Below are 26,082 nucleotides of genomic sequence, written 5' to 3' on the forward strand. Positions count from 1 at the left end.
GTGACCACGAAGCCGCCGCCGCGGTTTGCCTCACGCTAGCCCGTCGGAGATTCAACACGTCATCAGAAGATCATCAGAAACGATGGGCAATCATTCCGAGACGTTCCGATACAGTTGGAGAAGTCCTAAGGGGAATCTCCTCAAAAAACCGAGGTTTTCCAAGGGGACCCGAGAGTTGCAGTAGTCCGGGACAGGCCCTCCGATCTTGCCCAGAGGTCGCAGGTTCAAATCCTGCCCCCGCTACAAATGTGATGTCTCAGGACATCGGAAACTCCCGGACCTACGACTGTGGGTCCGGGAGTTGTCATTTCGGGGGTCTGCGGGTGGGTCCTTTGGGTGCTCCGGTGGGTTGGTAGTCGCGTGCGGTGTCGATGGTGAGCTCGCGGAGTAGTTCGCCGGTGGCGGCGTCGATGACGCGGACGTCGAGGTCCTGGACGAGCAGGATGACGTGGGTTCGGGCGTGGGTTCGTCCGATGCCGATGTGGTGCAGGCGGCCGTTGACTCGCAAGGTGACGGTGCCGACGTTGTCGATGCGGTCGAACCTGATCCTGTCGTGGGTGTCGTCGCTACGACTCGCGTCAGGTGTGGCTTTGGGACGGGCGGCATACGTCGTGGCCGGGGTGGCGCGGTGAGGCAGTGATCGGTGTGGTCGTCGGTGGTTGTATTCGTCGATGAAGGCGTCGAGGAGTGTCTGCAGTTCAGCGATCGTGGCGGGTTGGTCGGTTTGCGCGCGCAGCCACTTCTTCATGGTCTGTTGGAATCTTTCGACCTTTCCGCAGGTGGTCGGATGGTTCGGGCGTGAGTTCTTCTGGACGATGTCGAGTCGTCGTAGTTCGTGCTCGAGCATGCTTCGCCCGCCGCGGCCGCCGGCGAATCTGACGGTGTAGACCATGCCGTTGTCGGTCAGTGTGGACGCGGGGTAGCCGTGTTGACCTGCGGCTTTGGTGAAGGTGTCGAGCACGGTCCGGGCGGTGATGCGGTGGTGGGCGGATGCGTGCAGGACGTAGCGGGAGTGGTCGTCGAGCCAGGTGATGATCTCGATGCCCTTGGGGAAGGACGTGGTGTCGGTCAGTGGGTAGTGGGTGAAGTCGGACTGCCAGGTCTCGTTCGGCATGTCGGCTTCGAAGCGGATGTAGGACGACCGGGGTCGTTTCTTCGGTTCCGGGGTGACTGTCCCGGCACGGACCAGGATCCGGTTGATCGTGGAGCGGGCCAAGGTGATGGCGTGACGGTGTTCGAGGTGCCACCCGATGGTCTCGGCGCCGGCATCCAGGCCAACCTCGGTGAGCTGTTTGCGGAGCTTGAGTACGAGATCGACGACGGGTGCCGGTGTTGCGTTCGGGGAGGTCGCAGGGCGACGGGACTTGGGTTCGAAAGCGGCGTCGCCCTCGGTTCGTCGTCGGGTCATCAGCTTGCTGACCCACCCCTTGCTCACCCCATAGCGGCGGGCGGCCTCAGCCTGGGTGATGCCCTCGGTCTTGATCGCGGTGATGACCAGTCTGGCTTTCGACACGAGACAGCATCGAGTTTCCTATGTCTTGAGACATGGGTTTCCTATGTCCTGAACCAGAACACTGCCCCCGCTACAAATCCTAAAGGCCCTCACAGTTGCGACTGTGAGGGCCTTTCGCATGTGTGCCCCGCCTGAGTCATCGTCTGACGCACTGACCTTTGACTTGAAGTACTTGAAGTTCCTACGGTCGTAGACATGGACGCAACGACGGGGCGCGAGTACACGATCAAGGAGGCCGCAGCGCTGACTGGGCTGCCGGCCAGCACCCTGCGTTACTACGAGTCGATCGGCGTGATCGCGCCGATTGCGCGGGGCGTGAGCAGCAAGCACCGGGTCTACGACGAGTCCGACCTCGACCAAGTGATGTGGATCGCCTGCTTGGCAGCGACAGGCATGTCGGTGAGCGACATGCGGCAATACGTGGCCAACGGACAACTCGGTCCGCACGCCGCCCAGGACCAGGTTCAGCTGCTGAAGGCTCAGCAGCAGCGGCTTGCGATCGAGGCCGAGCACCTGGTCCTGCGTCAGCGCTACGTCCGTCTGAAGATCGACTACTGGCGGGCCATCGATGCGGGAGACGAGGAACGAGCCGACCTCATCTCGGGGGAGGCGCGCCTCCTCGCCGACAAGCTCAAGCAGGCCAAGCACCAGTAGCCCAGTGCCCTGGCAACTGAACCGGACGTCGCTCGAACCGGTGTCCGACGACGGACACACCGCCGTGCCAGCGCACTGAACACCACAGCTCCCACCACCAGAAAGAGAACCCTCATGCAGGTCAACGCCTATGCCGCACCCAAGGCCGGCGCCCCCTCGCCCTCACCACGGTCGAACGGCGAGCAGTCGGAGCCAACGACGTCCTCATCGGCATCGAGTACGCCGGTATCTGTCACTCCGACATCCACACCGTCAACGGCGACTGGGGACCCCAGCCATTCCCGGTCGTCCCGGGCCACGAGATCGTCGGCACTGTCGCCGAGGTCGGCCCCGAGGTCACCAAACACAAGGTCGGGGACCGGGTCGGCGTCGGCTGCATGGTCAATGCCTGCCGTGAGTGCGCCAACTGCCTGCGAGGGGACGAGCAGTACTGCCTCAACGGCATGATCGGCACCTACGCAGCGACCGACCGCGACGGCACCACCACGCAGGGCGGATACTCGACAGCGGTCGTGGTCGACGCCAACTTCGTCCTGTCGATCCCCGAAGGCCTGGACCCTGCCGCTGCCGCTCCACTGCTGTGTGCCGGCATCACCACGTACACCCCGCTCAAGCACTGGGAAGCCGGACCGGGCACCAGGGTCGCGGTCGTCGGCCTCGGCGGCCTGGGCCACATGGCGGTCAAGATCGCCCACGCCCTCGGGGCAGAGGTCACCGTTCTCTCCCAGTCGCTGAAGAAGCAGGAGGACGGACTCCGTCTCGGGGCTGACCACTACTACGCCACCTCAGATCCCGACACCTTCGAGGCACTCGCCAGCAGCTTCGACCTGATCATCAACACTGTCAGCGCCAGCATCGACGTCAACGCCTACCTCGGGCTGCTCGCCGTCGACGGCACCCTGGTCAACGTCGGGGCACCGCCGGAGCCTCTGCCCGTCAACGCCATGTCCCTGATCGGGGCTCGCCGCTCGTTCGCCGGCTCCATGATCGGTGGTATCGCCATGACCCAGGAGATGCTTGAGTTCTGCGCCGAGCACGGCATCGCCTCCGATGTCGAGGTCATCGCCGCCGACCAGGTCAACGAAGCGTACGAACGCGTCCTCGCATCTGACGTCCGCTACCGCTTCGTCATCGACACATCCACCCTCTGAGTCGGCTCGGCAGCCGCCGATCAACGGACGGAGTCCTAGATGAGGACCGCAGGCAGCGCAGTCGCCGCACCGCTCGCTGCGATCGGGGTCGCGCTCCTGGCCGGGTGTGGATCCGGCGGGCCTTCATCGGCTGGTCCCGCCGGGTCCGCCAGCAGCCCGGCAGGCGACACCATGACTCGCACCCTGGGACAACGTGAATCCACCCCGGTCGCACCCACCGAGGAGAACGCAGTGACGCTCGAGATCACGGTGGATGGGCAACGCATTCGTGCCATCCTGGATGACAGCCCGGCCAGTCGCGACCTGCTTGCCCAGCTGCCCCAGACGGTCGAGATGACCGACCACGGCGGGGTCGAGAAGACCGGACCGCTGCGAACGCCGCTCTCCCTCGACGGACAACCCGCTGGCGCCGACCCAGACGTCGGGGACCTTGGCTACTACGCCCCGGGAAACGACTTGGTCCTCTACTACGGCGACCAGTCTTACTTTCCGGGGATCGTGGTCCTCGGCAAGCTCGAGGACAACGCCGTACGCAGGATCGCCGACGTGGCCGGTCGCGTCACCGTGAAGGTCGAGGCGAGGTGACGATGGACCTGTCGGAATTCCTCGAGCACGTGAACAGCGGCGCCGTGATCGAAGGTGGATCAGAGCCTCACGGCTTCATGCACGACGCCGCCCAGGAGGCGTTCCGCACCACCGCCGAGATCAACACAGGACACCACTCGCCGGCCGAGGTGCTCACCTTGATGAGGCGACTCACAGGCAGGGAGGTGGACGCGTCGGTCACCGTGTTCCCGCCCTTCTACACCGAGTTCGGCAAGAACCTGCGCCTGGGCAAGAACGTGTTCATCAACATCGGCTGCCGCTTCCAGGACACCGGCGGGATCACGATCGGCGACGGCACCCTGATCGGTCACGGAAGCACGTTGACGACGCTCAACCACCACATCGATCCCGACCGACGAGCAGACATGCTGCCGTCGCCGATCGTGATCGGTCGCAACGTCTGGCTCGGAGCCAACGTGACTGTCGTGCCGGGAGTGATCATCGGCGACGGGGCCATCGTCGGCGCGGGCGCCGTCGTCACCAAGGACGTGGCTCCTGACACGATCGTCGCCGGAGTCCCGGCGAGATTCGTACGCGCCACAGGATTCGAGTCTCCAACGCAGTGAGGGCGCGTCGCCTTCATCTGCAGAGGACTCCTTGACTCCCGATCGGCCCGGCGTAGCGTGGCAGCATGAAGCCCAAGCTGAGCCGCCAGCGCTTCGCCCTGATCGCCGCGAGCGCGGCCGTGGTCACGGCCGGGACCGTGGGCGCCGCGGCAGCGGTGTCGGGTGATGACGACGCCGAGGACCGCCCGATCCCTGCTTCAGTGGTGGAGAAGGCCGAGGAGGCAGCACTCGCCGAGACCGGTGGAGGCACTGTCACCGAGACCGAGGTCGACGACGAGGAGAGCAAGTACGAGGTCGAGGTCACCCTCGACGACGGCAGCCAGGTCGACGTGCAGCTCGACGAGGAGTTCCAGGTCGTTGGCACCGAAGGCGACTCCGGCGCGGACGACGACTGAGCGAGGCCACCCCTGCGCGTGCCAGGACGGCGAAACCAACCCACGAGCCATCCACGCAGGCCCACAAGTGTCAAGCCAAGCGAATTGAGGGGAGATCACCTCGTGCGACGCCCTCGTCTCGTCCTGGCCTCGGTCACCACGTCAATGCTCCTGCTGGTCACCGGTTCCGTCCTGGACGCACGGGGGCCGGACGCGAGCCCGCCGCTGGTGCCGTCCTCACCGCTGCGGCGGCTGCCGAGCCCATACGAGCGACCTTCTACTATCCGTGGTTCCCGCAGACCTGGCACGACGACGACCAGTACACCCCGAGCCGTGGCCGTTACTCCAACGACTCGTCCGCGGTGCTGGACGCCCAGTTCGCTGACATGGCGTACGCCGGCCTGGACCTGGCGATCTCCTCGTGGTGGGGTCACGACTCCGTGACCGGGAAACGCCTGGCGAGCGTCATGAGGGCCGGCGAGGCGCACGGGGTCGCTGTCGTGCCCTACTACGAGAAGGAGTACGGAGACCAGGATCCGACCGTGGAGGAGATCCGCGCCGATCTCGCCGGGCTGGAGCCGTTGTCGTCCCGGCCCGGTTGGCTGCACGTCGACGGCAAGCCGGTCATCTTCGTCTACAACTCCGGGGCGACCGGGTGTGCCGACGTGACCCGCTGGCGTCAGGCGACCGACGGGTGGACGGACTTCTACGTCAACCTGAAGGTGTTCTCGGGCTATCTCGACTGTGCCGATCAGCCGCAGTCCTGGCACCAGTACGGGCCAGCGACGAGCAGGTCCGAGCACCTGCCCTGGTCCTCGAACGTCTCACCGGGCTTCTTCAAGCACGGCGAGGCCCAGCCGCGGCTTGCGCGCGACCTGGCGCGGTTCGAGGCCGACCTGCGGGCCCAGGTGGCCAGCGGTGCGCGGTGGCAGCTCGTGACCTCCTACAACGAGTGGGGCGAGGGCACCGCCGTCGAGAGCGCGGTGGAGTGGGAGAGCGCCAGCAAGCGAGGCGACTACCTCGATGTGATGAGGGAGGTCCACCTCGGCGCGAAAGGCGCCCGCGACCGCGCCGGGGTCCGCGTTCCTGCGCGGGTCGACGCGCACGTCAGCGCCGCTGATCCACGCGCCAACTTCGGGGGCGCCCGCAGGTGGGTGGTTGACCGACGACCCGTGAAGCGCAGCTATCTACGTTTCCGCCTGGCTGACCGCCCGCAGCGGGCATGGCTACGGGTCTGGTCCCCCCGGAGGAACCGGCAGGGGATCGCGGTGCGCTCGTCCTCGTCGCGATGGCGTGAGCAGTCGATCACCTACCGCAACGCACCGGCCCCTGGGCGGCTCCGGGGTCGGACCGGCACCGTCCGGGCCCGCTCCTGGACCACTGTCGAGGTCACCGATGCGATACGCAGGTCCGGGAGGCACTCCTTCGTGGTGACCAGCCGCGGCGGCGCGGCGGCCTTCAACTCCACCGAGCACGGCCGACGCCGGCCACACCTCCTGGTCCGGGCGGCGCCCGTCGACGACGAAGGTGTCGTGGTGTGGGCGGCCGGTGACCTGTGCGACGACCACGACGCACCCGAGTGCGGCGCCGTCGGCGCGATGATCGCCGCGGACCACACCACCGATCACTTCTTGGCGCTGGGCGACCTGCAGTACGAGGTCGGCTCCCTCAGCGACTTCCGCCGCTACTACGAGCCGGCCATGGGCGCCGGTCCGGGCCTGAAGTCGAAGACGCTGCCGGCACCCGGCAACCACGAATACCTCACCGCGGGTGCGAGTGGATACTTCGACTTCTTCGGTGAGCTCGCCGGAGGCCGGTCCACGGGCTACTACGCCCAGACGCTCGGTGCCTGGCGGTTGCTCGTCACGAACACCAACTGCGGTGAGGTCGGCGGCTGTGACCCGACCGACCCCCAGGGGGTGTGGATGGCGGACCGCCTGCAATCGTCCCCGGAGTGCACGCTCATGACCGGGCACCATCCTGCCGTCACCGACGGGACGTACGCCCCCGACACGGAGGCGGGCAGGCAGATGCTCGACTACGCCTACGACGGTCGCGCGGAGCTCTACCTCGCGGGTCACGACCACGAATACCAGCGGTTTCCCCGCCTCGACAAGGAACTGCGGGCCGACTCCGACCGCGGCGTACGCACGTTCGTCGTCGGCACCGGTGGCAAGAACCTGACGGAGTGGGGCACGTCGAACCGGTCCGACTACCGTCAGAACACCCAGTTCGGTGCACTTCGCCTGGTGCTGCGGCCGGGCTCGTACACCTGGGAGTTCCGCAGCGTCACCGGCGAGGTCATGGACCGGGGGACGGGCACCTGCTCCTGAGGACCACCTGGATGACGAGGGCGTCGCCTCAGGTGGCGCTGCGGGCATCGATTGTCGCCGACTTCGTCAGTCTGGGTACATGACATGCACAAGTGGGTAATGTCAATAGTCCAGGCTAGCCATATTGTTCTGAGCGGGATTAGATGTGCGCGTGCCGCTTGGGCGGCACCGCTGGGACACCACGAATGACATTCGCTGACGGGGGAATCGACGCCGTGGCCAACCGGGGCGCTCGTCGGCGCGCTCGCCTGCCGACTTCGCGCCTGCACGTCGTAGCACTGCAGCCTCCTCGAGGCGCAGCACATCATTCGGGTTCCACCTGCAAGGAGAGCTTCATGAAGCGCGAACGCACCCTGGGCGGCCTCTTGGCCCTCGTGGTGGCGGGCTCGGTGCTGGCCCTGACGCCAGCGCCCTCCCACGCCACCGGCACCAACGACCCGGACCACTGGGAGGACCAGCCGGGCGAGGTCTGCCTCAAGGTCGATGACCGGGGCACTGACGGGGGCGGCTATCAGGTCCCCGCCGAGCCGCCGGGTCGCGACTGGTCCACGCTCATCATCAAGAAGGGCTCCGGGAACGACCAGAACGACGTGGTCGAGAAGCCAGTGGCCGGCCAGACCTACCTCTGGCAGGGTCAGAACAACGGCTACTCGCACGTCATCCTCTGTTCGATCCCGCAACAGACACCCCCTCCGCCGCCGGACGCATGCCCCGACATGCCCGGCACGCAACCTCCCGGCACCACGTGCACGACGCCCGTACCGGCACCGCCGTTGCCACCAGCGCCAGCACCCGCCCCCGCTCCCGAGCCGGCTCCCGCGACAGCTCCCGTCACCACACCCGCAGTCGAGGTTCTCGGTGAGCAGCGCGGTCGGGCCACCGGGCGGCTCTACACCAGCTGCCAGCGGACGGTCCGGATCACCATGAACAACTCCACGTCGCGCACCGTTGCCTACAAGCTCCTCGTGGGCAAGAAGTCGAAGACCCTGCGGGTCAGGGCCGACAGCACGCGGCAGTTCACCACCCGGGGACAGCACCGCTCGATCGCGAAGCTGATGCTGGGCACCAAGGTGCTCGCCGAGAAGCGGGTGCCAGGTGCCTGCTCGCGTCCTGAGGTGCTGCCTGCGACGGGCAAACGTCAGTCGTAGTCCAGACCGCAGACGCACGGAGAAGGATGGGTCCATGAAGCGACGAGCAGCGCTGTTGCTGGCCGTCGTGCTCTGTCTGGAGGGTGCCGGGGTCGCCGGTGCCGCCGGTGCCGCCGGTGCCGTCCAGGCTGCGTCGCGCGAGGCAGACGCACCGGAGGTCCGGAAGGCCGCGGTCGCGCCGCTCCGGGTGCCGAAGCTCGGTATCGAAGGAGCGCGGGTCATCCCCGTCGGCATCAACGAGCGCGGGCAGCTCGCGGTGGGCCAAAGCGTGTCGGCGGTCTACACGTGGAACCGAGGCGTGCGCCCCGGCCAACCGGGCAGCTCCGTGATCGCCGGACACACGTGGTCCCGAGGGGAGGGCGTGTTCGACGACCTGGGCAACCTGCGGGTGGGGGACCGCTTCTTTGTGGGTCGGGCGAGCTTCGTGGTCAACCGGGTCCGGAGGGTACGGAGCCTGCCGCCCTAGCAGGTCCGCGACCTCTTCTCCGATCGAGGCCCGTCGCGCGTGGTCCTGATCACCTGCGGTGACCGGTCGGCGACCAGCGGCGTCTATGCGACCCGGATCCTGGTCTTCGCCGACAAGGTGTGATGGTCGCGCTCACGTGGTCCTCGAGCGCGATTCATCCCCGATCATGATGAAGCTGTGCGCACAGTCGACAAGTGTACGGCGTAGACGTCATTGGATGGCCTTGCCCGCCCACCCGACTACGGGCTTCTAGCCGCTCGCCTATCGGTGAGCCGATCATCAAGAGGCGCACCATGGGGAACAAGGCCCGTCTGACCGCTGCTCTTTCAACCCTGGCGGTCGCGGCCGCCCTGACCGGGGCAGCCGCCGCTGCTCCGCCAATCTCGACGTCGAGCAGCGTGCGCAGCGCGGCTCCTGCCAGCGCCAGCGGCGACACCGTCTACACCGCCGGTCGTTATCTCGTCGCCTTCGCCGACGACCCGGTCGCCAGCTATGACGGCTACCGCAAGGGATATGCCGCCACGCGCCCCAAGCCCGGCAAGCACATCAACCCGAGCTCCACCGCCGTGAGGAGGTGGACGAGCTACCTGACCGCCAAGCACGACCGTGCGCTGGCCAAGGTCGGCGCGACGAAGCTCTACGACTACACGGTCGTCAACAACGGTGTCGCTGTGCGGCTGAGCGCGCAGCAGGCCTACAAGCTTGACAAGGTCGCCGGCGTGATCGCGCTCAGCAAGGACGAGAAGTCGACCCCCGACACCAGCGACTCTCCGCAGTTCCTCGGCCTCGACGCTGCGGGTGGCCTTTGGCAGCAGCTCGGTGGCCAGGCGAACGCGGGTGCCGGCACCGTGGTCGGTGTCCTCGACACCGGCATCTGGCCCGAGAGCAGGGCCTTCGCCGGCGGGACCGGCATCCCGGTCCCGGCCGACTGGCGCGGCGCGTGCGTCTCGGGCGAGCGGTTCGACAAGAACCTGCACTGCAACGACAAGCTCATCGGGGCGCGCTACTTCGTCCGTGGCTTCAACAAGCACAACATCGCCAAGACGGAATACCTCTCCCGCGCGACGGTGACGGCCACGGCTCCCACACCGCCTCCACCGCCGCCGGCAACAAGGTCACCGGCGTGACGATCGACGGCAGCGTCTTCAGCAACGGCACCGCCACCGGGATGGCGCCCGGCGCCAAGGTGGCGGCCTACAAGGTCTGCTGGACCGGGAAGCCCGGCATCAACCCCGGCTGCTACAACTCCGACAGCGTGGCCGCGATCAACGCCGCCGTCGCCGACGGTGTCGACGTGATCAACTACTCGATCGGCGGCAGCAGCGAGTCGGACGTCCTCGACCCCGTGGCCCAGGCCTTCCGGGGTGCCTCCAACGCCGGCGTCTACGTCGCCAACTCGGCCGGCAACAGTGGTCCGGGCGCCAGCACCCTCGACCACCCTGCCCCCTGGGTGACCACGGTCGCTGCCTCGACCCACCGGCAGGCCTTCGCGGCCGTCGAGCTTGGCAACGGCGCACGCTATGTCGGCGCCTCGACCACACCGTCACTGACGACTGCCACGCCCTTCATCACCTCGCTCAGCGCCAAGCTCGCCTCCGCGAGCGAGGCCAGCGCGAAGCTCTGCGCGGCAGGCACGCTCGACCCGGCCAAGGTCTCCGGCAAGGTGGTCCAGTGCGACCGCGGGGTCGTCGACCGGATCGAGAAGAGCTTCGAGGTCAAGCGTGCCGGGGGAGTCGGGATGGTCATGACGAACACGTCGACCAACTCGATCAACGGCGACTACCACCCGATCCCGTCGGTGCACGTCGACGCTCCCGCGCGGCAGCCGATCCTCGACTACATCGCGAGCGCCGGGAGCGCGGCCACGGCCAAGATCGTCCCGTTGACCGCGCAGGAGCAGGCAACCGCACCACAGGTGCCTGAGATCGCCGCCTTCTCCTCACGTGGCCCGTCCACCACGACCGAGGGCGACATCCTCAAGCCGGACATCGCCGCACCCGGTGTCGACGTCCTGGCGGCTGTGGCTCCGCCCTTCCACTTCGGCAGGGACTGGGACCTCATCTCCGGTACGTCGATGGCCTCGCCGCACATCGCCGGCATCGGCGCCCTGATGAAGGCCAAGCACCCGAGCTGGCTGCCGTCGGAGATCAAGTCGGCCCTGATGACCGCTGCCGGTGACACGGTCTCCAGCGCGAACGACCCGTTCGCGCAGGGGGCGGGGCAGGTCAGCCCGAACCCCGCAGCCGATCCCGGCCTCGTCTACCCGACCACGCCCAACGAATACCGCCAATACATGGTCAGCCTGGGCATCCGGTTCTCCCCGCCGTTCGACACACTGACTCCGGTCAGCGCCTCGAACCTGAACCAGGCGTCGATCGCGATCGGCAAGCTCGCGGGCGTCGAGACGGTGACCAGGAGGGTCAAGAACGTCGGCTCGTCCACGGCGACCTACAGCGCCGCCGTCAACGTGCCCGGGTTCGATGCCGTGGTGACTCCGTCGAGCCTGACCCTCGAGCCGGGGGCGTCAGGCGCCTTCGAGGTCGAGTTCACCAGGACCGACGCGGCGCTGGGCAGCTGGGCCATCGGCTCGCTCACCTGGACCGGTGCCGGCCACACGGTGCGCAGCCCCGTCGCGCTCCAGCCGGTGGCGGTGAGCTCGCCCGACGAGGTCCACGGGGACGCGAGTGCCAGCGGATCGAAGCAGTTCGACGTGGTCCCGGGCTTCACCGGCGAACTCACGTCGACCGTCGACGGCCTGGTCGGTGTGACCCCCGAGGCCGGCAGCGTGACCACCGGTGAGTTCGACATCGCTGCACCCGTTGTCGACGCGGACACGAAGAAGTACACCGTCACAGTGCCTGCGGACGCGTCCGCGGCACGCTTCTCGCTGGACGCCGTCGACGACACGGCCGACCTCGACCTGTTCGTCTACAAGGGCGGCGACCTCGTCGACCTCTCGGCCTCCGGCGCTGCCGACGAGCAGGTGACGATGCTCTCCCCGAGCGCGGGCACCTACGACGTCTACGTCAACGGGTTCGCGACTCCGGGAGGCGCGACGTCCTACGGCCTGGCCAACTTCGTGGTGCCGGCCGCCTCTGCAGGCAACGCGACGATCACGCCCAACCCGGCGCCCGTGACGGTCGGGCAACCGACCACCCTGACTGCCAGCTGGAGCGGGCTCGACCCGGCCAAGCGGTGGTTCGGAGTCATCAGGTTCGCCGACGCGGAGGCGGTGACCTTCTTCTCGGTCGGCTGACCCCCGGGGGCACTCGTGGCCCTGTCCCAGCCGGACAGGGCCCGTAACCCCGGGAGGGTCGCGGCGTTCAACCCTTGACCGGAAACCCTTCCCGGAAGAGGCGTCCCATGCGTCGTACCACCCGTGTCCCAGCCCTCGCCGCTGCGGCGACCAGCGCGGCCCTGGCAGCCGCCCTGACCGTCGTGCCAGCCGCCCAGGCGGCGACGGACGTCACTGACGCCTGCGTGACGAGCGTCCCCGATCCGGGGAAGAGCGCACCGGTCGACATCTGCTTCACGGTGTTCCGACCGGAAGGCGCCAGCTCGACCGCTCCGGTCCCGATGGTGATGAGCAGCCACGGTTGGGGCGGCAGCCGGACGACCGACCCGGCGTCGTTCGACTACCTCCTCGAGGCAGGCTTCGGCGTGCTGTCCTTCGACCAGCGCGGGTTTGGCGAGAGCGGTGGCCAGGCCCACATCGAGAACCCCGACGTCGAGGGCAAGGACGTCCAGCTGGTCGTGGACCACATCGCCTCCCTCGATTGGGTGGAGAAGACTGCTCCGAACGACCCTGTGCTCGGGGCGATCGGTGGCTCCTACGGCGGTGGCTACCAGTTCGTCGGGGCCTTCACCGAGCTGCGGGACTCCGGCACGACGCGGTTCGACGCGCTCGTCCCCGAGATCACCTGGAACAGCCTGACCGAGAGCCTCTTCCCCCAGGGCGTGCCCCGCACCGAGTGGGCCACGGCGTTGACCGCCGCCGCCGTGCCGAGCGACGCGCTGCCGCCGGCGATCCACACCGGGTTCGCGGAGGCCGCGGCCACCGGCGACGTGCCGCAGTCGCTCCATGACTTCCTCGACAAGAACGGGCCCGCGTGGCACGTCGCCCAGGGCCGGAAGCTGGACATCCCCGTGCTCTTCGGTCAGGGCGCGACCGACAACCTGTTCCCGCTGGCGGAAGGGCTCAGGAACTTCGCCACCGCCCTGACCGAGAAGGCGCGGGCGCGCAGCATCTTCGTCGGCTACAACGGTGGTCACACGCTGCCGGCGGTGTTCCCGGCGGGCACCAACGGGACGGGTGCGCCATCGGCCAGCTCGTCCGAGGACGCCTGCTCGCCCGCCTTGGGCAGCCCCTCGTTCGCCGACCTCGGCCTGCGCTTCCTGCAGCAGAACCTCCAGGGCGAGAAGAGCGGCCTCACCGGGTTCGGCAGGCACCACCTCACCACGGCGGCCGGGCGTTGCGTGAGCGTCAAGTCGGTCGCTCCCAGCGTGGTCCAGCCGATCAGCGACGTGATCACCACGGTCGGGGCCGGGGCGCCGCAGGCCTACCCCATCGCCCAGGGCCCGTTGACCGTCGCGGGCAGCCCCACGTTGGACGCCACGATGTCGACGGTGGGCGTCGACAACCGCGCCTTCGTCGCGTTGGCGGTCGGGACCAGCGCAGCGGACGCCCGGATCGTGCAGAACAACATGCTCCCGATCCGCCAGGTCGGCACTGTCCTCGGCAAGCGGCGAACGGGCATGGAGCTGCCGTCGGTCGCCGTCGACGTCCCTGCCGGGCAGACGCTGTTCCTCACCGTCTCGCCCATCTCCGACATGTCGGCCGGGTTCGGCAGCCGCGTCGTGGGAGCGATGACGCTGCGCGACGCGCGGGTGAACCTCCCGCTGCGCTAGCCCGAGACCGCTGTGCTCGCGTCGCGCGCGTGCACGCACGTCGGGTCGTCACCGAGCACGTCCCCGGTGACGGCGAAGGCGTGGGACCGCGACCCGCCGCAGACCTGCGCGAACTCGCAGGTCCCGCAGCGACCGGTGAACCCGGCCGGGTCGCGGAGCGCCCGCAGCAGGGGGCTGGCCCGGTAGATCTCTCGGAAGCCCTGCTCGACGACGTTGCCGCAGCGCTGGGGCAGGAAGCCCGAGGGGTAGACGTCACCGAGATGGTCGATGAACGCAAACCCGCGGCCGCTGTTGACGTCGATGGGCGGTCGGGGCGCCCGGCGCCGCTGACGACCCTGTGCCAGGTCGACCGTGGCCGCGGTCAGCATCTGGTGCAGCGTGCCCAGCTCGGCGACGTCTCCGCGAGCCCGCTGGATCGCCACCCGGCGGTAGTGCGGAGCCTCGGTCGCCTTGACGGCGACCAGGTCGGAGACGTCGTGCATCCAGTGCAGGACGTCCTCCACCTCGGGCGCCGACAGGGCCTGCAGCGCCGCCCCGCGACCTGTCGGCACGAGGAAGAAGATGCTCCACAGCGACGCGCCCAGGTCTAGGACCGTGCGCAACACCTCGGGAAGCCCGTGGACGTTGGACCTCGTGACGGTGGTGTTGACCTGCAGCCTGAAGCCGGCGTCCTTGACCCAGCGCGCCGCGCGGAGCGTGTCGTCGAAGACGCCCGGCACGCCGCGGAAGTCGTCGTGGGTGCCGGCGGTGGCTCCGTCGAGCGAGAGCGACACGGCGGTCGCGCCCGCCTCCCGCAGCTCGGTCAGGACTGCCGGGGTCAGCCGCGGAGTCACCGAGGGCGACAGCGCGACGTGCAGCCCCAGCGACGTGCCGTAGCGCACCAGCTCGGGCAGGTCGGGTCGCTCGAAGGGGTCGCCGCCGGTGAGCACGACGATCGGGTACGGCGCGCCGAAGCCGGCGATGTCGTCGAGCAGTGACCTCCCCTGCGCCGTGGTCAGCTGGCGGGGGTGGGCGCGGGTCTGGGCGTCGGCGCGGCAGTGCTGGCACACCAGCGCGCAGGCACGGGTGACCTCCCAGATGGTGATGAACGGACGATCGCCGGCGTCGTGGCGCAGCTGGCGCACCACCGGTCGGTCGGGTCTGGTCACGTGACCTCCTGGGGCTCGGTTCGGAGCAGGGACGCAGCGGCGGCGGATCCGGACCTGAGGGCGGAGGCGAGCCCGACGCCGTCGACGGCTGCTCCGGCGAGCAGCACCCGGTCGGGCAGTGCCGCGCGGGCTGCGCAGACGCGGTCGAGGTGGCCCACGGTGAGCTGAGGCAGCGCGGCCGGCCAGCGCCGTACGACGACGCGGGTGGGCTCTGCCGCAAGTCCGGTCACCTCGTGGAGGTCGCGCAGGAGGTGGGAGACGAGCTCGTCGTCGGACAGGGTTGCGAGCCTGTCGTCACCCGCGCGGCCGGCGGAGAGGCGCACCCAGTAGCCCTCGTGCCCGGCCAGGTGCGGCCACTTGTCGGACAGGTGGGTCGCGGCCTTGAGCAACCGCCCCTGCCGCGACGGCATCAACACTCCCGTCCCCTGCAGATGGGCCCGAGCCGCGGCAGGGTCGACACTGATCAGCACCGTTGCCACGCTGGCCACCTCGCCGGAGCCGAGGACACCTGCCGCAGCAGGCGACAGGTCGGTGAGGAGCTTGGAGGCGGGGTGAGCCGGAAGGGCGAGCACCACGGCGTCGACGGTGGTCGAGGTGACGCCGGTGCTGACCTCGAAACGGTCGCCCCGGGCAGTGACGGCGGTGACCGGCGACCCGGTGCGGATGTCGAGCTCTCCGGCCAGGGCTGCGACCAGCTCGCCCAGACCGCCCGGCCAGCTCACGAAACCCAGGGCGGGATGCCTCGGTGGCCTGCGCAGCACCAGCGAACGCCGGCCCGTGGCGGCCGGCACCAGCGCAGGCGCGCAGGCCCTGAGGCTCAACCGGCCGACGTCGCCGGCGTGCAGGCTGCCGAGCAGCGGGTCGACGAACGTCGCGGTCACCTGCCGCCCGAAGCGACGCGTGACGAAGTCGCCCACCGACACGTCGCGACCGGCGGGCAACGGCCTGGACGCCCGGGCGACGACGGGCTCGAGGCCGGCCCGCGCCAGGGCCGCCCAGCCCAGCGTCCCGCTGCGGAGCACGGGTCCCAGACGACTCGGTCCTGCGGGCCCGACCCCGGCGGGCAGCGGTCGGAGACCGCGGGTCGTGAGCAGCCGGCCGTCCAGCGGCCGGGCGGCGACCATCGAATTGGCGAGGCCGAGATCCTCGAGGAGGTCGATCACGCCCGGCGCCGCGAGGTGCAGGGCCTCCGCGCCGACGTCGACGTGGACCCCGGACGCGATCTCGAGCGTGTGCACCTGACCACCGGGGTGGTCGCCGGCCTCGAAGACGGTGACCGACAGCCCGGCGCGCTGGAGCAGTCGGGCAGCTGCGAGGCCGGACACGCCGGCGCCCACCACCGCCACCGACGCCCTACGATCTGACTCCACGGACCGACCCTAGGACCGCTTCGCCGCCTTCTCGTCCCTGCCGGGACCAAGGTCCTCAATCGTCGGGCCAGAGGTCCCGACCCGCTACGCATCGTGGGACGGCGCCCATCCGCGCAGTGGCGGTCGCTAGGTTCGTCCTCATGATTCGCACGCGTTGCCGCGGCCTGGTCGGGACGATGATTCCCAGCCTGAGTGAGTGTCGTCCGACACTGCTCGCCGCCGTGTGTCGAATGCGCTGATCGCGACGCACCTGCTCGTCTGACGGCGCCGTCGCGCCTCGACCCGGGGTCTCGCCCGGGGTCGCTGCTGCGCGCGCCCCAACCCCCACGACTTCTCATCTCTCCTGGCTGGAGGACCCATGTCCGACCCCACGACCACCCGTGTCCGTCGCTCCCGCGCGGACCGCCCCGCACCCGACTGGGAACAGGTGTATCGACGCAACTTCCTCGAACGGCTCAAGCGCGACCGCCCTCCGGTGGCGTCACGCGCGGAGCTCCCCGACCTCATCGGCCGCGGCTACGAGGCGGTCGCGGAGGAGGACATGGTGCGACTGCACTGGTGGGGGATCGCGCACGACAAGCCCAAGGTCGGGACCTTCATGGTCCGCATCAAGATCCCGGGCGGGCTGCTCACACCCGCGCAGGCACGCGGGCTGGGCCGGATCGCTCGCGCCCACGGCCGTGACGGCGTCGAGCTGACCACCCGCCAGGGCGCACAGCTGCACTGGGTCCCGATGGACGACCTCCCGGTCGTCGTCGCCGAGGTGGAGTCTCTCGGCCTGACGACCTCGGGCGCCGAGGGCGACACCGTCCGCAACGTGACCGGCTGCCCGGTCGCCGGCCTGAGCGGGCACGACCTCTTCGACGTGACCCCGGTGCTGCGCGAGGTCGCAGCCTTCTTCGACGGCAACCCCGACTACGCCAACCTGCCGCGCAAGCACAAGTACACGATCTCGGCCTGCCCGGCGCAGTGCAACGCACCCGAGATCGCAGACGTCGCCCTCGTCGGAGTCATCCGTGAGGGGCGTCGGGGGTTCGCGCTGCGGGTCGGAGGCGGGATGGCGAACACCCCGCGCATCTCTCGCGACCTCGGGGTCTTCGTGCCAGTCGAGGAGACCGTCGAGGTGCTGCGCGCGGTGACGGACGCCTGGCAGCGAGACCTGCGCTACCGGATGTCACGGGCACGGGCGCGGATCAAGTTCATGATGGACGACCTCGGCCCCGAGGCGTTCCGCGTCCGGGTCGAGGAGCAGCTCGGGCGTCGTCTCGAGGACGGGTCGGCACCGCTGCCGCTGGGGGAGGCGGACCACCTCGGGATCCACCCGCAGAAGCGCGGGGGTCTCCTCCATGTCGGCATCCCGGTGCCCTCGGGTCGGGTGTCCGGCGCTGCCCTGGAGCGGATCGCCGACCTGGTCGAGGGCTTCGGGGGTGACGTCAGGCTGACCCGGCAGCAGAACATCGTGCTGGGCCACGTCCCCGCGCGTCTCGTCGACGAGCTGAGGGCGGGGCTCGCCGAGGTCGGTCTACCGGTCGAGCGAGGTCGCGCGGTCGGCCGGTCGATCGCGTGCACGAGCAACAGGTTCTGCAACTACTCGGTCGCCGAGACCAAGGACAAGCTCGACGAGATCCTCACCCTCCTGGGCAATCGACACGGCACCGACGAGATCGGCGAGCTGGCCATCCACCTCGACGGCTGCCCGCATGCGTGCGCGCAGCACTGGGTCGGCGAGATCGGGCTCCAGGGCACGACGACGCACGTCGGTGACGACCGGGTCGAGGCCTACGACCTCAGCGTCGGCGGCGGCCTCGGTCGGCGTACGGCGATCGGCCGGCGGCTCCTGCGGCGGATCCCGACCGGCGAGGTGACCGACGTGCTCGACCGGCTGGTGTCCGCCTGGCTCGCCGAGCAGCAGTCCGGTGGGGCGGACGCGTCGGGCCCGGCGACGTTCGGCGACTTCTGCGACGGGCACTCCGACGAGGAGCTGTTGTCGATCGCGACCGGCGAGGTCGCGCCGCACGGCCACGCCCCCGAGCCGACCCCGCCCGGGGTGGGAGGTGTGGTCGTCCACGTGCCCGGGCCGTTGCAGCGCTTCGTCGACGGGGCGGACGAGCTGACCGTCGCCGGCGCCACCGTCGGCGCGGTCCTGGCCGAGATCGCACGTCGGCACCCGGAGTTCGGCAGCACGGTCACGCCGGACGGGCGGGTGGCCGGTGCCTTCCTGGTCACCCACGGGGACGACGACATCCGCAACCTCGATGGCCTCGACACCGCGGTCTCCTCCGGCGACGTCCTCTCGGTCGTGATGGCGATGGCCGGCGGATGAGCAGCGCGGAGCGACCCCGGACCCACGACCAGAGCAGAGGAACCGACGAATGACCATCACCGACAGCGTCGTCTTCGACGACCTCGAGATCGGCGAGATCGCCGTCGACCTCGACGACCAGGAGCCCGAGGACGTGGTCGAGTGGGCCCTCGACGAGCTCGGCGACCGGATCGCGGTCGTCACTGCGCTGCAGGCCGACGGCATGGTCGTGCTCGACATGGCCGCCCGGATCCGCCCCGACGTGCGGGTCGTCACCGTCGACACCGGCCGGCTGCCGCAGCAGACGCTGGAGTTCATCGAGACGGCACGCAAGCACTATCCCCGGACCAGGTGGGACGTGCTCGCCCCGGACTCGGCCGAGGTCGAGGCGATGGTGCGTGAGCGGGGCGACGACCTGTTCCGCACCAGCGTCGCCGACCGGATGCGGTGCTGCCAGGTCCGCAAGGTGCGTCCGCTGACCGAGGCGCTGCGCGGCCTGGACGGCTGGTTCACCGGGTTGCGACGCGACCAGTGGGCGTCACGGGCGGCGATCAAGAAGGTCGAGCTCGACCACGACCACGGCGGCATCGTGAAGGTCAACGCGCTGGCCGACTGGGAGTCGCAGGACGTGTGGGACTACATCGAGGAGCACCACGTCCCGGTCCACCCGCTCTACTCCCACGGCTACACCAGCTTCGGCTGCGCCCCGTGCACCCGACCGATCCAGCCCGGCGAGGACGACCGCGCCGGCCGGTGGTGGTGGGAGAAGGGCGCACCCAAGGAGTGCGGCATCCACTGCCCGATCGAGACCGGCGCCTTCGAGCACGAGGCGGAGGAGATCATCGCGCGCTCGGCCGGAGCCTGAGGAGGTTGCCGGTCGGCGCGGTCAGGGCATCTCGGCGCTCCCGGCGGGACCTTGGTCCCTAGGCAGGTGGAGCGAGCGGGCACACGCTGGTGACCATGACTGCTTTCCCTGTGCCGGCTGCCTGGGCGTCGGGGGACCTGTGGTTCCGCCGACGTCCAGGCCTGGCCATGGCGGTCGCGGGAGTCCTCTTCGTCGGTGTGCTGGCCCTGCGCCTGCTCACCGGCACGCCTGTCGACGCCTACTCGCTGCTCTATGCCCTGCCGGTCGCGCTCGTCGCGACAGCGTCGGGCCTGCGGGCCGGAACGGTCGCCGGGGTCGTGGCCGTGGGGCTGACCGTCGTGTGGGCAGCGCTGCAGGACGTCTCGCTCACCCCGACCGGGTGGGCCTCGCGGGTGCTTCCGCTGCTCCTGCTGGGCGTGCTGCTGGGCCACGCGACGGACCGCGAGCGCCGGGCCGAGCTGGAGCGACGCCGGTTGCAGGCTGCAGCGCTCCTCCATCGCGAGGCGATCGAGATCAATGACTCCCTCGTGCAGGGTATGGCGGCGGCCCGGTGGTCCCTGGATGCCGGCGACGTGGATCGGGGCATGGACATCCTCGACCGGACCATCGTGCAGGCGCAGGACCTGGTCTCAGACCTGATCAGGCGTGCGGACATGGGGGAGCGGACCGAGCCGACGGCTCGCGACTAGGGGTCTCGGCGGAGCCGCGTCTGGCGGGGCTTTCCAGTGGCCCCGCTCGCGGGTCAGTGGCCGGCGGCGGTGATCTCGGCGACCGCCTCGAACGACTCGCCACCGTCGCGGGAGACCACGATCTGGGTCTCGGTGGCGACGGCGAGAGTGTCGTCCTCCCCGGCCGCGAACGCGGCAGGCGAGTCGACTGCCCCGCGGGCCTGCCAGGTCTGCCCGGCGTCAGAGCTGAGGTGCACCGTCCCGTCCACCCCGACACCCCACAGGGCGTCCGCGGTCGGCCAGGCGACGAACAGCAACAGCGGTGCACCGTCGAGGTGGGTGAAGGTCTGGCCGGCGTCCTCGGAACGGGTGGGGCCGTGCTCGGTGGTGGCGACGACCCGATCGCCGTCGCTGGGGTCGACGGCGAGAGAGGCGGGCGCGACGTCGTCGGCGCCGGGGGTCCAGTCCTCGCCGTTCGCGGACGTGAGGAGCTCGCCGCCGAAGCCGTACACCTGGTCGCCGGCCGCGCCGAGGGTGTGGAAGTCCACCTCGCCCGACAGTGACAGTGAGCTCCAGGTCTCGCCGCCGTCGGTGCTCTCGATGAGGCCGACCGGGTTGGGCAGGTCGTCGCCGGGCCCTGGGTGGCCGCTGGCATAGAAGTGGTCCGGCCCGGCAGCAGCGAACCCCATCAGGTCGATCGTGGAGTCGCCCACGCGACTGATCGAGTCGTCCTGGACGAGCATCGTGCCGCCGTGGGTGCCGAGGTAGAGCAGCCCGTCGGCCGCGTTGAGCGCCATCCCGTGCACGTGTCCGGCCTCGGCGGGGACCACCGGCAGACCGCCGGCGCCCTGGCCGGTCTCCTCGTCGGAGCCGGTTCCGCAGCCGGTCAGTGAAGTCAGGACCAGGGCTGCTGTGACGAGGACGCGGGGGCCGGTCGGGAGCATGTCCTCACCCTGCCACGGGCCTGCCGACGCCGGGCTGGGATCGCCAGTGGGCGTCGTCACACACCCAGCTCCGAACGTCGCTGCACGGCGGACGTGGTCTGATGAAGGCCCCAGCAACAAGGAGAAGCCATGACGCACGAATCGCTGACGGAACTGGCCGAGCAACACCTGCGCGCAGCCGGGGAGGCATCCAGTGGTCGTAGTGCCCACACCGTCCATGGCGGCCACGAGCACAGCCTGCGCCAGACGCTCATCGCCCTGCGCGCGGGGAGTGCTCTCGACGAGCACGAGAGCCCGGGCGAGGCCACGCTGCAGGTCCTTCGCGGACGGGTGACCCTCGTCGCCGGCGATGATCGACACGACGCAGCCGCAGGTGACCTCCTCGTCATCCCCGACGCCCGCCACTCCCTCGAAGCGGTCGAGGACGCAGCGGTCCTGCTGACGGTGGCCCTGCGCACCAGGTGAAGCGAATCGCCATCAGACTCCGGGTGGGGAGTCATGACCGCTCACCGTCCTCGACCCCCAGTCGACACGGGCCGGGACACAGATCCGGATCGGACGCTTGGACTCACGGGGCGAGGAGCTCCCGGGCCCGGGTCTCGAGGGCGTGGATCGTGAACGGCTTGGCCATGAAGTCGTCGGCCCCCGCCCGCATCGCCAAGCCATCGAGGTCGTGACCGTAGCGAGCGCTCAACACCAGGATGCGTCCTGCGAAGCCATTGGCCCGGACGGTGCGGCACAGGTCCTCCCCGTCGACGTCGGGCAGACCGAGATCCATCACGATCAGCCCGACCCCTCCGGTTTCGAGTCGGGCGACCGCCTCGCCGCCTGTGCCCACACACTCCACGGAGACGCCGAGACGCTGCAGGACCCGACTGACGACGGCGGAGACAGAATCATCGTCCTCGACCACCAGGATGTCGCGATCCATCAGAGCCCCTGGTCGTCGCGGGCGAAGGTCAGGGAGCGGTTCTGCGTCATGACTCTCCTTCGCGTGGGGTGGGGGGCCCGTGGGGGGCGAGGACTTGGGGGCTCGCACACCCCCCACGGGGTCAGGGGTGGATCAGGCAGATCAGAAGTGCTGGTTGACCACGACGGCGGTGTCCTGGACCGAGTCCCAGGTGTAGGTCGCGTCCGCGCGGTCGCCCTGGTTGGTGTTGTCGGCAGCGGCGTCGATGGTCACGCTGAAGACGTAGGTACGGGACTCGCCGGCCGCCCACTTGCCGAGCTCGATCGCACCGACGGTGCCGAAGGTCCGCTTGCTGGCCACGACCACCGGGGCCGCGGCGGTGGTCACGTCGGTGACCGTGATCGAGAGCATCGCGGGCTGGCCGAAGCCGTTGGCCACACCGCTCTCGGTGAGCTTGAGGTTGGCGGCCAGGGTGCCGCTGTTGGTGACGGTCACCTTGCCGTTGACGGTGTCGCCGGGCTTCATGTTCGAGAGGTTGAAGATGCTCGACCCCGCGAGGCTGTTGGTCTGCTCGAGGGTGCCGGCCACTGCACTGTTGCCGGGGTTCTGGGTCTGGGCGGTGAAGCTGGCGCCGGAGCCGACGGCCAGCGCTCCAGCGGTCAGCACCGAGGCGGTGGTGAAGAGGATCCGGCGACGGAGGCTGGAGCCGGCGGTGGCCTTGGTGTTCATCGTGGTGTTCATCGCGAATCTCCTGAAGTCTGGGTGAGCAGGGTGCTCAGTGGGGATGACCAGAACGCTAGGCAGCGACGGACCACGCGAAGGAAACCCAGATCTTTCAGCGATCTCTCACTTCGGCAACACCTGCACCCCTGGGTGTGTTGCCGTGTCGGACAACGTCGGGTGGGGGTCTCGCTGCAGCGCGAACCAGACGGTGCACCCCGCGCCCGGGGTGCTCTCGATGCCGACCCTGCCACCGTGGGCGTCGATGATCCGGCGCACGGTGTCCAGACCGATCCCGTGTCCCTCGACCACATGGGCGGTGGAGTCATGGGCGCGGACGTAGGGATCGAACACGTCCTCGAGCCGGTCCGCAGCGATGCCGATCCCGTTGTCGCGGACCCAGATGCGCCAGTGGTCTCCTTCGAGCCGGGACCCGAGGGAGATCCGGGGAGGCTGGTCTCCGGAGTACTTCACGGCGTTGTCGATCAGGTTCAACAAGATGACGTAGACCTGACCGGCGTCGGCGCGCAGTGTCGGCAGCGGTCCCACCGTGACCTCGGCACCGCTCGCCTTCAACCTCGGACCCAGGTCGTTGAGCACGTTGGCCACCAGCACCTCGAGGTCGGTGTCGACGAGGTGCAGCCGTCCGGCAACCCGGGCATAGTCGAGCACCTCCTCGATCATTCCTGCCATCCGAAGGCCGGCGTCCATGAGCTCGGCGGTGAGTGGCGCCAGCACCGGGTCCGCGGCGATGTATGGCTCCTCGTTGAGCAGCTCCGCGTTCGCCAGCACCGCTGTCAGGGGATTGCGGAGGTCGTGCGAGACCTGCCCGGCGAACGCGGCGAGGTTGTCGTTGGACCTGCGCAGCTCGTCACGGGTCCGGGTGAGCTCCACGAGCGACGACTCGAGCTGCGTCGTCCTGCGCCTGAGCTCGAGAAGCTCGCTCACGTGGCGCGCCAGGACCTCCAGCGTGCTCTGATCCGTCGGGCTCATGGTCCGCGGCACCTCGTCGAAGACGCACAGTCTTCCCACCGTCACTCCGTCAGGCGTCACCAAGGGCGCTGAGGCATAGAAGCGGACGTCACCGATCTCTCCGGTGACGAAGGGGTTGTCGGCGAATCGGTGGTCGCGGCTCGCGTCAGCAACCGCGAGCGTGGGCTCCTCGAGGACTGTGGCGCACATCGAGTCCTCGCGCGCACAGATGGACGGCTCGAACCCGGCAGCGGCGATCTGGTGCTGCTCGGAGAGGGTGATCAGGTTGATCGCGGCCGACGGAACCCCGCAGACCCTCGCGGTGAGGTCGGCCACGGCCTGCAGGTCTTCGGGGGAGACATCGTCCACCAGGTGGTAGGTGTCGATCCGGGACTGCCGCAGGAGGTCGGCATCGATGATCATGCCTGCTCCGCCTGCTCCAGCCGGGTGGCCACCACGGGAAGCCTGAGCACGTAGGAAGTCGACGGGCCGGGCCCGCGGGCCAAGTGGCCTCCGACCGAGGCGGCCAGCTCGACAGCGCGCGACAGGTCGGACGAAGTCTGGGAGCCGGCGGCGGCCGTGTCCGGCGGACTCGGGCTCTGGTCGGCGAAGCGCACCTCCACGTAGGCAGGGCTGGGCGTGGTCTCCACGACCACGTCGCCCGCTCCCTGGTCGACGGTGCAGCCGAAGAGGAGGTCCAGCACCTCCTCGACCGGCTTGCGCAGCAGCCGCGTGTGGCAGTCCTCGCCCGAGTGGATGGTCATCGATCGCCCCTTGCTCTCGAGCTTCGACTGCCAACGACCCGCGACGGCAGTCACCAGCGCGTCGATGTCCATGTCGACGCCACCTGCACTGCGACCTACGCGGTCCTGCTCCAGCAGGCTCGCGACGGCGCAGTCCAGCCGTGTGAGCTCCTCGAGCGTCTCCTCGAGCTCTGCGGTGACCTCTGGTGGGGTCGCGTCCCACATCACGAGGCCTTCCAGACGAAGGCGAGCGGCGGTCAACGGCGTGCGCAGCTCGTGGGAGGCGTTGACCGCGAACTCCCTCTCCCGCCTCACGAGCACGTCGAGGTCGTGCGCACTCCTGGACAGGGCCTGTCCGACGGCCTCGGCCTCGGGGATGTCGTAGTGGGGTATGTCGAGGTCGAACCGGCCCGATCCCAGGGTCCGCGCATGCTCCGCGAGGTCCTGGAAGGGCGTCGACAGGCGACGAGCGAGCGCTCGGGCCGCGAACCACGCGAGCGCGATCAGCATCAGGCCGATGTAGAGCAGTGGGAGAAGTGCGTCCTGCACCCGCTCGTCGATCGCCTCCTCGGAGTAGTCCAGGGTCAACGACCCTCCTCCCGGCACCGACACCGTCGACGTGACGGCGACGTCTCGTCCGGCGGGGTCGCCTGCCGCGACCGTGGCGCCGTCCGATGCGACGTACTCGAGCCGTTCACCCGAGCGCAGCATGGGGGCGAGCAAGGCGTCGGTGACCGGACGGCCGGAGTCGAACTCCGACTCGACGAGGGCTGACAGCAGCTGCGCGGACTTCTCGACCTGCTCCTGCTCGCGCTCCTCGATCTGGTCGGCCCGGATGAGGGCGCGGGGGACGCCATAGAGCGTCACCACCAGCACGGTGAGGGCGACGAAGGCTACGACCAGCCGTCTACGCATCCGCGCGACCCTGCTCGAGACGGAAGCCCACACCTCGCAGGGTCACGACGTGGACAGGGGCGTGGTGCGCCTCGAGCTTCTGACGCAACCGCGCCATCGTGACGTCGAGCACCTTCGTCGAGCCGAACCAGTTCTCGTCCCAGACCTCTGCCATCAGCTGCTCCCGCTTGACCACGCCGCCTTCGCCGTCCTGCAGTCCGGCCAGGAGGTCGAACTCCTTGGTGTTGAGCGGCACCTCGTCGGCCCCCACCCAGACCTGGCGTCGATCGCGATCTATACGGAAGGGCGCCGGTGCGCTCTCGGCGGACGCTCCCGCCGACTCCTCCACAGCCGCGGCGGCATGGGTGCGGCGGAGCAGTGCGCGGACCCGTGCGAGGAGCTCGCTGAGGAGGAACGGCTTGATCAAGTAGTCATCGGCTCCCACGTCGAGGCCCAGGACGCGGTCCAGCTCTCCACCGCGCGCAGTGACGATCATGACGCCACCGGCGTAGCCCGACTCACGCATGCGTTGGCACACGTCGAGCCCGTCCATGTCGGGCAGGCCGAGGTCCAGCAGGACAATGGCCGGCGGCTCCAGGTCGTCGCGGCGCACGCGCTCGACAGCGTCGGCACCGGTCGCGGCTCGCTCCACGGCATAGCCGTCCCGCTCAAGGGTCCGGATCAAGGGAACGGCGATGCCGTTGTCGTCCTCGACGAGCAGCAGGCGTGTCGACATGCCGATGAGCATAGGTGGGTCGCGGATAGACGACTCCGGAGTTGGCAACACACCCAGGGGTGCAGGTGTTGCCGAAGTGAGAGATCGCTGA

The 26,082-nt window shown here is 69.3% G+C and carries 23 protein-coding genes and 1 pseudogene; 15 read left to right on the forward strand and 9 right to left on the reverse strand.

All coding sequences use genetic code 11. From position 1 onward, the window contains the following. Positions 1 to 304 precede the first annotated feature (304 nt). Entirely contained in the window at positions 305 to 1,513 is a 1,209-nt protein-coding gene (locus G7071_RS10340; protein ID WP_166318184.1) for an IS481 family transposase, read from the reverse strand. A 195-nt stretch (positions 1,514 to 1,708) separates the two neighbouring features. Between G7071_RS10340 and G7071_RS10345 the strand changes: the two genes are divergently transcribed. The 11 genes and pseudogenes from G7071_RS10345 (at position 1,709) to G7071_RS10390 (ending at position 13,719) form a co-directional block, all read left to right on the forward strand. Then, complete coding sequence (locus G7071_RS10345) at positions 1,709 to 2,167, forward strand: MerR family transcriptional regulator (RefSeq protein ID WP_166318187.1); 459 nt, start codon at positions 1,709 to 1,711, stop codon at positions 2,165 to 2,167. A gap of 149 nt (positions 2,168 to 2,316) precedes the next feature. Then, positions 2,317 to 3,318, forward strand: a pseudogene (locus tag G7071_RS10350) (NAD(P)-dependent alcohol dehydrogenase); the annotation flags it as partial. Positions 3,319 to 3,489: 171 nt separating this feature from the next. Then, on the forward strand, positions 3,490 to 3,903 hold the full coding sequence (locus G7071_RS10355) for a cyclophilin-like fold protein (RefSeq protein WP_246209932.1): 414 nt from the start codon (positions 3,490 to 3,492) through the stop codon (positions 3,901 to 3,903). Between the two features lie 2 nt (positions 3,904 to 3,905). Then, on the forward strand, positions 3,906 to 4,490 hold the full coding sequence (locus G7071_RS10360) for a DapH/DapD/GlmU-related protein (RefSeq protein ID WP_166318193.1): 585 nt from the start codon (positions 3,906 to 3,908) through the stop codon (positions 4,488 to 4,490). 65 nt (positions 4,491 to 4,555) lie between these two features. Next, positions 4,556 to 4,885 (forward strand): PepSY domain-containing protein, encoded by a 330-nt coding sequence (locus tag G7071_RS10365; protein ID WP_166318196.1) that lies wholly within the window; start codon positions 4,556 to 4,558, stop codon positions 4,883 to 4,885. A 341-nt stretch (positions 4,886 to 5,226) separates the two neighbouring features. After that, entirely contained in the window at positions 5,227 to 7,197 is a 1,971-nt protein-coding gene (locus tag G7071_RS10370) for a CBM96 family carbohydrate-binding protein (protein ID WP_166318199.1), read from the forward strand. Positions 7,198 to 7,532: 335 nt separating this feature from the next. Next, positions 7,533 to 8,345, forward strand: a complete 813-nt coding sequence (locus G7071_RS18710) for a hypothetical protein (RefSeq protein ID WP_206062762.1) — start codon at positions 7,533 to 7,535, stop codon at positions 8,343 to 8,345. 34 nt (positions 8,346 to 8,379) lie between these two features. Then, on the forward strand, positions 8,380 to 8,811 hold the full coding sequence (locus tag G7071_RS10380) for a class F sortase (RefSeq protein WP_166318202.1): 432 nt from the start codon (positions 8,380 to 8,382) through the stop codon (positions 8,809 to 8,811). A 293-nt stretch (positions 8,812 to 9,104) separates the two neighbouring features. Continuing rightward, positions 9,105 to 9,938, forward strand: a complete 834-nt coding sequence (locus G7071_RS19235; protein WP_246209935.1) for a protease inhibitor I9 family protein — start codon at positions 9,105 to 9,107, stop codon at positions 9,936 to 9,938. Beyond that, positions 9,860 to 12,067 carry a S8 family serine peptidase gene (locus G7071_RS10385; RefSeq protein WP_246210636.1) on the forward strand — a complete coding sequence of 736 codons (2,208 nt, stop codon included), beginning with the start codon at positions 9,860 to 9,862 and terminating at the stop codon, positions 12,065 to 12,067. Before G7071_RS19235 ends, G7071_RS10385 begins: the two co-directional genes overlap by 79 nt. A gap of 107 nt (positions 12,068 to 12,174) precedes the next feature. Next, the gene (locus tag G7071_RS10390) at positions 12,175 to 13,719 is read left to right on the forward strand and encodes an alpha/beta hydrolase family protein (RefSeq protein WP_166318209.1); all 1,545 of its coding nucleotides are present in this window, start codon (positions 12,175 to 12,177) and stop codon (positions 13,717 to 13,719) included. Here G7071_RS10390 and G7071_RS10395 read toward each other — a convergent pair. Continuing rightward, on the reverse strand, positions 13,716 to 14,867 hold the full coding sequence (locus tag G7071_RS10395) for a TIGR04053 family radical SAM/SPASM domain-containing protein (RefSeq protein ID WP_166318212.1): 1,152 nt from the start codon (positions 14,865 to 14,867) through the stop codon (positions 13,716 to 13,718). The genes G7071_RS10390 and G7071_RS10395 overlap by 4 nt on opposite strands. After that, entirely contained in the window at positions 14,864 to 16,237 is a 1,374-nt protein-coding gene (gene hemG / locus G7071_RS10400; protein ID WP_166318215.1) for a protoporphyrinogen oxidase, read from the reverse strand. The genes G7071_RS10395 and hemG overlap by 4 nt, the downstream gene beginning before the upstream one ends. Before the next feature lie 358 nt (positions 16,238 to 16,595). Between hemG and G7071_RS10405 the strand changes: the two genes are divergently transcribed. The 3 genes from G7071_RS10405 to G7071_RS10415 all read left to right on the forward strand — a co-directional run bounded on the left by G7071_RS10405 (position 16,596) and on the right by G7071_RS10415 (position 20,093). Further along, positions 16,596 to 18,560, forward strand: coding sequence for a MoaD/ThiS family protein (locus G7071_RS10405; protein ID WP_166318218.1), 1,965 nt, complete (start codon positions 16,596 to 16,598; stop codon positions 18,558 to 18,560). 49 nt (positions 18,561 to 18,609) lie between these two features. After that, on the forward strand, positions 18,610 to 19,404 hold the full coding sequence (locus G7071_RS10410) for a phosphoadenylyl-sulfate reductase (RefSeq protein ID WP_166318221.1): 795 nt from the start codon (positions 18,610 to 18,612) through the stop codon (positions 19,402 to 19,404). 95 nt (positions 19,405 to 19,499) lie between these two features. Beyond that, positions 19,500 to 20,093, forward strand: a complete 594-nt coding sequence (locus tag G7071_RS10415) for a hypothetical protein (protein WP_166318224.1) — start codon at positions 19,500 to 19,502, stop codon at positions 20,091 to 20,093. Between the two features lie 53 nt (positions 20,094 to 20,146). Here the strand turns inward: G7071_RS10415 and G7071_RS10420 are convergent, their stop codons facing one another. Then, the gene (locus tag G7071_RS10420) at positions 20,147 to 21,016 is read right to left on the reverse strand and encodes a F510_1955 family glycosylhydrolase (protein ID WP_166318227.1); all 870 of its coding nucleotides are present in this window, start codon (positions 21,014 to 21,016) and stop codon (positions 20,147 to 20,149) included. A gap of 129 nt (positions 21,017 to 21,145) precedes the next feature. Here G7071_RS10420 and G7071_RS10425 point away from each other — a divergent pair, with 129 nt between their 5' ends. Beyond that, positions 21,146 to 21,481: a cupin domain-containing protein gene (locus G7071_RS10425; RefSeq protein WP_166318230.1), complete on the forward strand. Its 336-nt coding sequence runs from the start codon at positions 21,146 to 21,148 to the stop codon at positions 21,479 to 21,481. A gap of 103 nt (positions 21,482 to 21,584) precedes the next feature. On the opposite strand, the gene G7071_RS10430 is transcribed toward G7071_RS10425, so the two are convergent. The 5 genes from G7071_RS10430 to G7071_RS10450 form a co-directional block, all read right to left on the reverse strand. After that, on the reverse strand, positions 21,585 to 21,947 hold the full coding sequence (locus G7071_RS10430; protein ID WP_166318233.1) for a response regulator transcription factor: 363 nt from the start codon (positions 21,945 to 21,947) through the stop codon (positions 21,585 to 21,587). A 141-nt stretch (positions 21,948 to 22,088) separates the two neighbouring features. Further along, positions 22,089 to 22,667, reverse strand: coding sequence for a TasA family protein (locus tag G7071_RS10435; protein WP_166318236.1), 579 nt, complete (start codon positions 22,665 to 22,667; stop codon positions 22,089 to 22,091). Between the two features lie 105 nt (positions 22,668 to 22,772). After that, positions 22,773 to 24,041 carry a GAF domain-containing sensor histidine kinase gene (locus G7071_RS10440; protein WP_166318239.1) on the reverse strand — a complete coding sequence of 423 codons (1,269 nt, stop codon included), beginning with the start codon at positions 24,039 to 24,041 and terminating at the stop codon, positions 22,773 to 22,775. Further along, positions 24,038 to 25,276 (reverse strand): ATP-binding protein, encoded by a 1,239-nt coding sequence (locus G7071_RS10445; RefSeq protein ID WP_166318242.1) that lies wholly within the window; start codon positions 25,274 to 25,276, stop codon positions 24,038 to 24,040. The genes G7071_RS10440 and G7071_RS10445 overlap by 4 nt, the downstream gene beginning before the upstream one ends. After that, positions 25,269 to 25,991, reverse strand: coding sequence for a response regulator transcription factor (locus tag G7071_RS10450; RefSeq protein ID WP_166318245.1), 723 nt, complete (start codon positions 25,989 to 25,991; stop codon positions 25,269 to 25,271). Before G7071_RS10450 ends, G7071_RS10445 begins: the two co-directional genes overlap by 8 nt. Positions 25,992 to 26,082 lie beyond the last annotated feature (91 nt).

The sequence above is a fragment of the Nocardioides piscis genome (genome assembly GCF_011300215.1).
Taxonomy (GTDB): Bacteria; Actinomycetota; Actinomycetes; order Propionibacteriales; family Nocardioidaceae; genus Nocardioides; species Nocardioides piscis.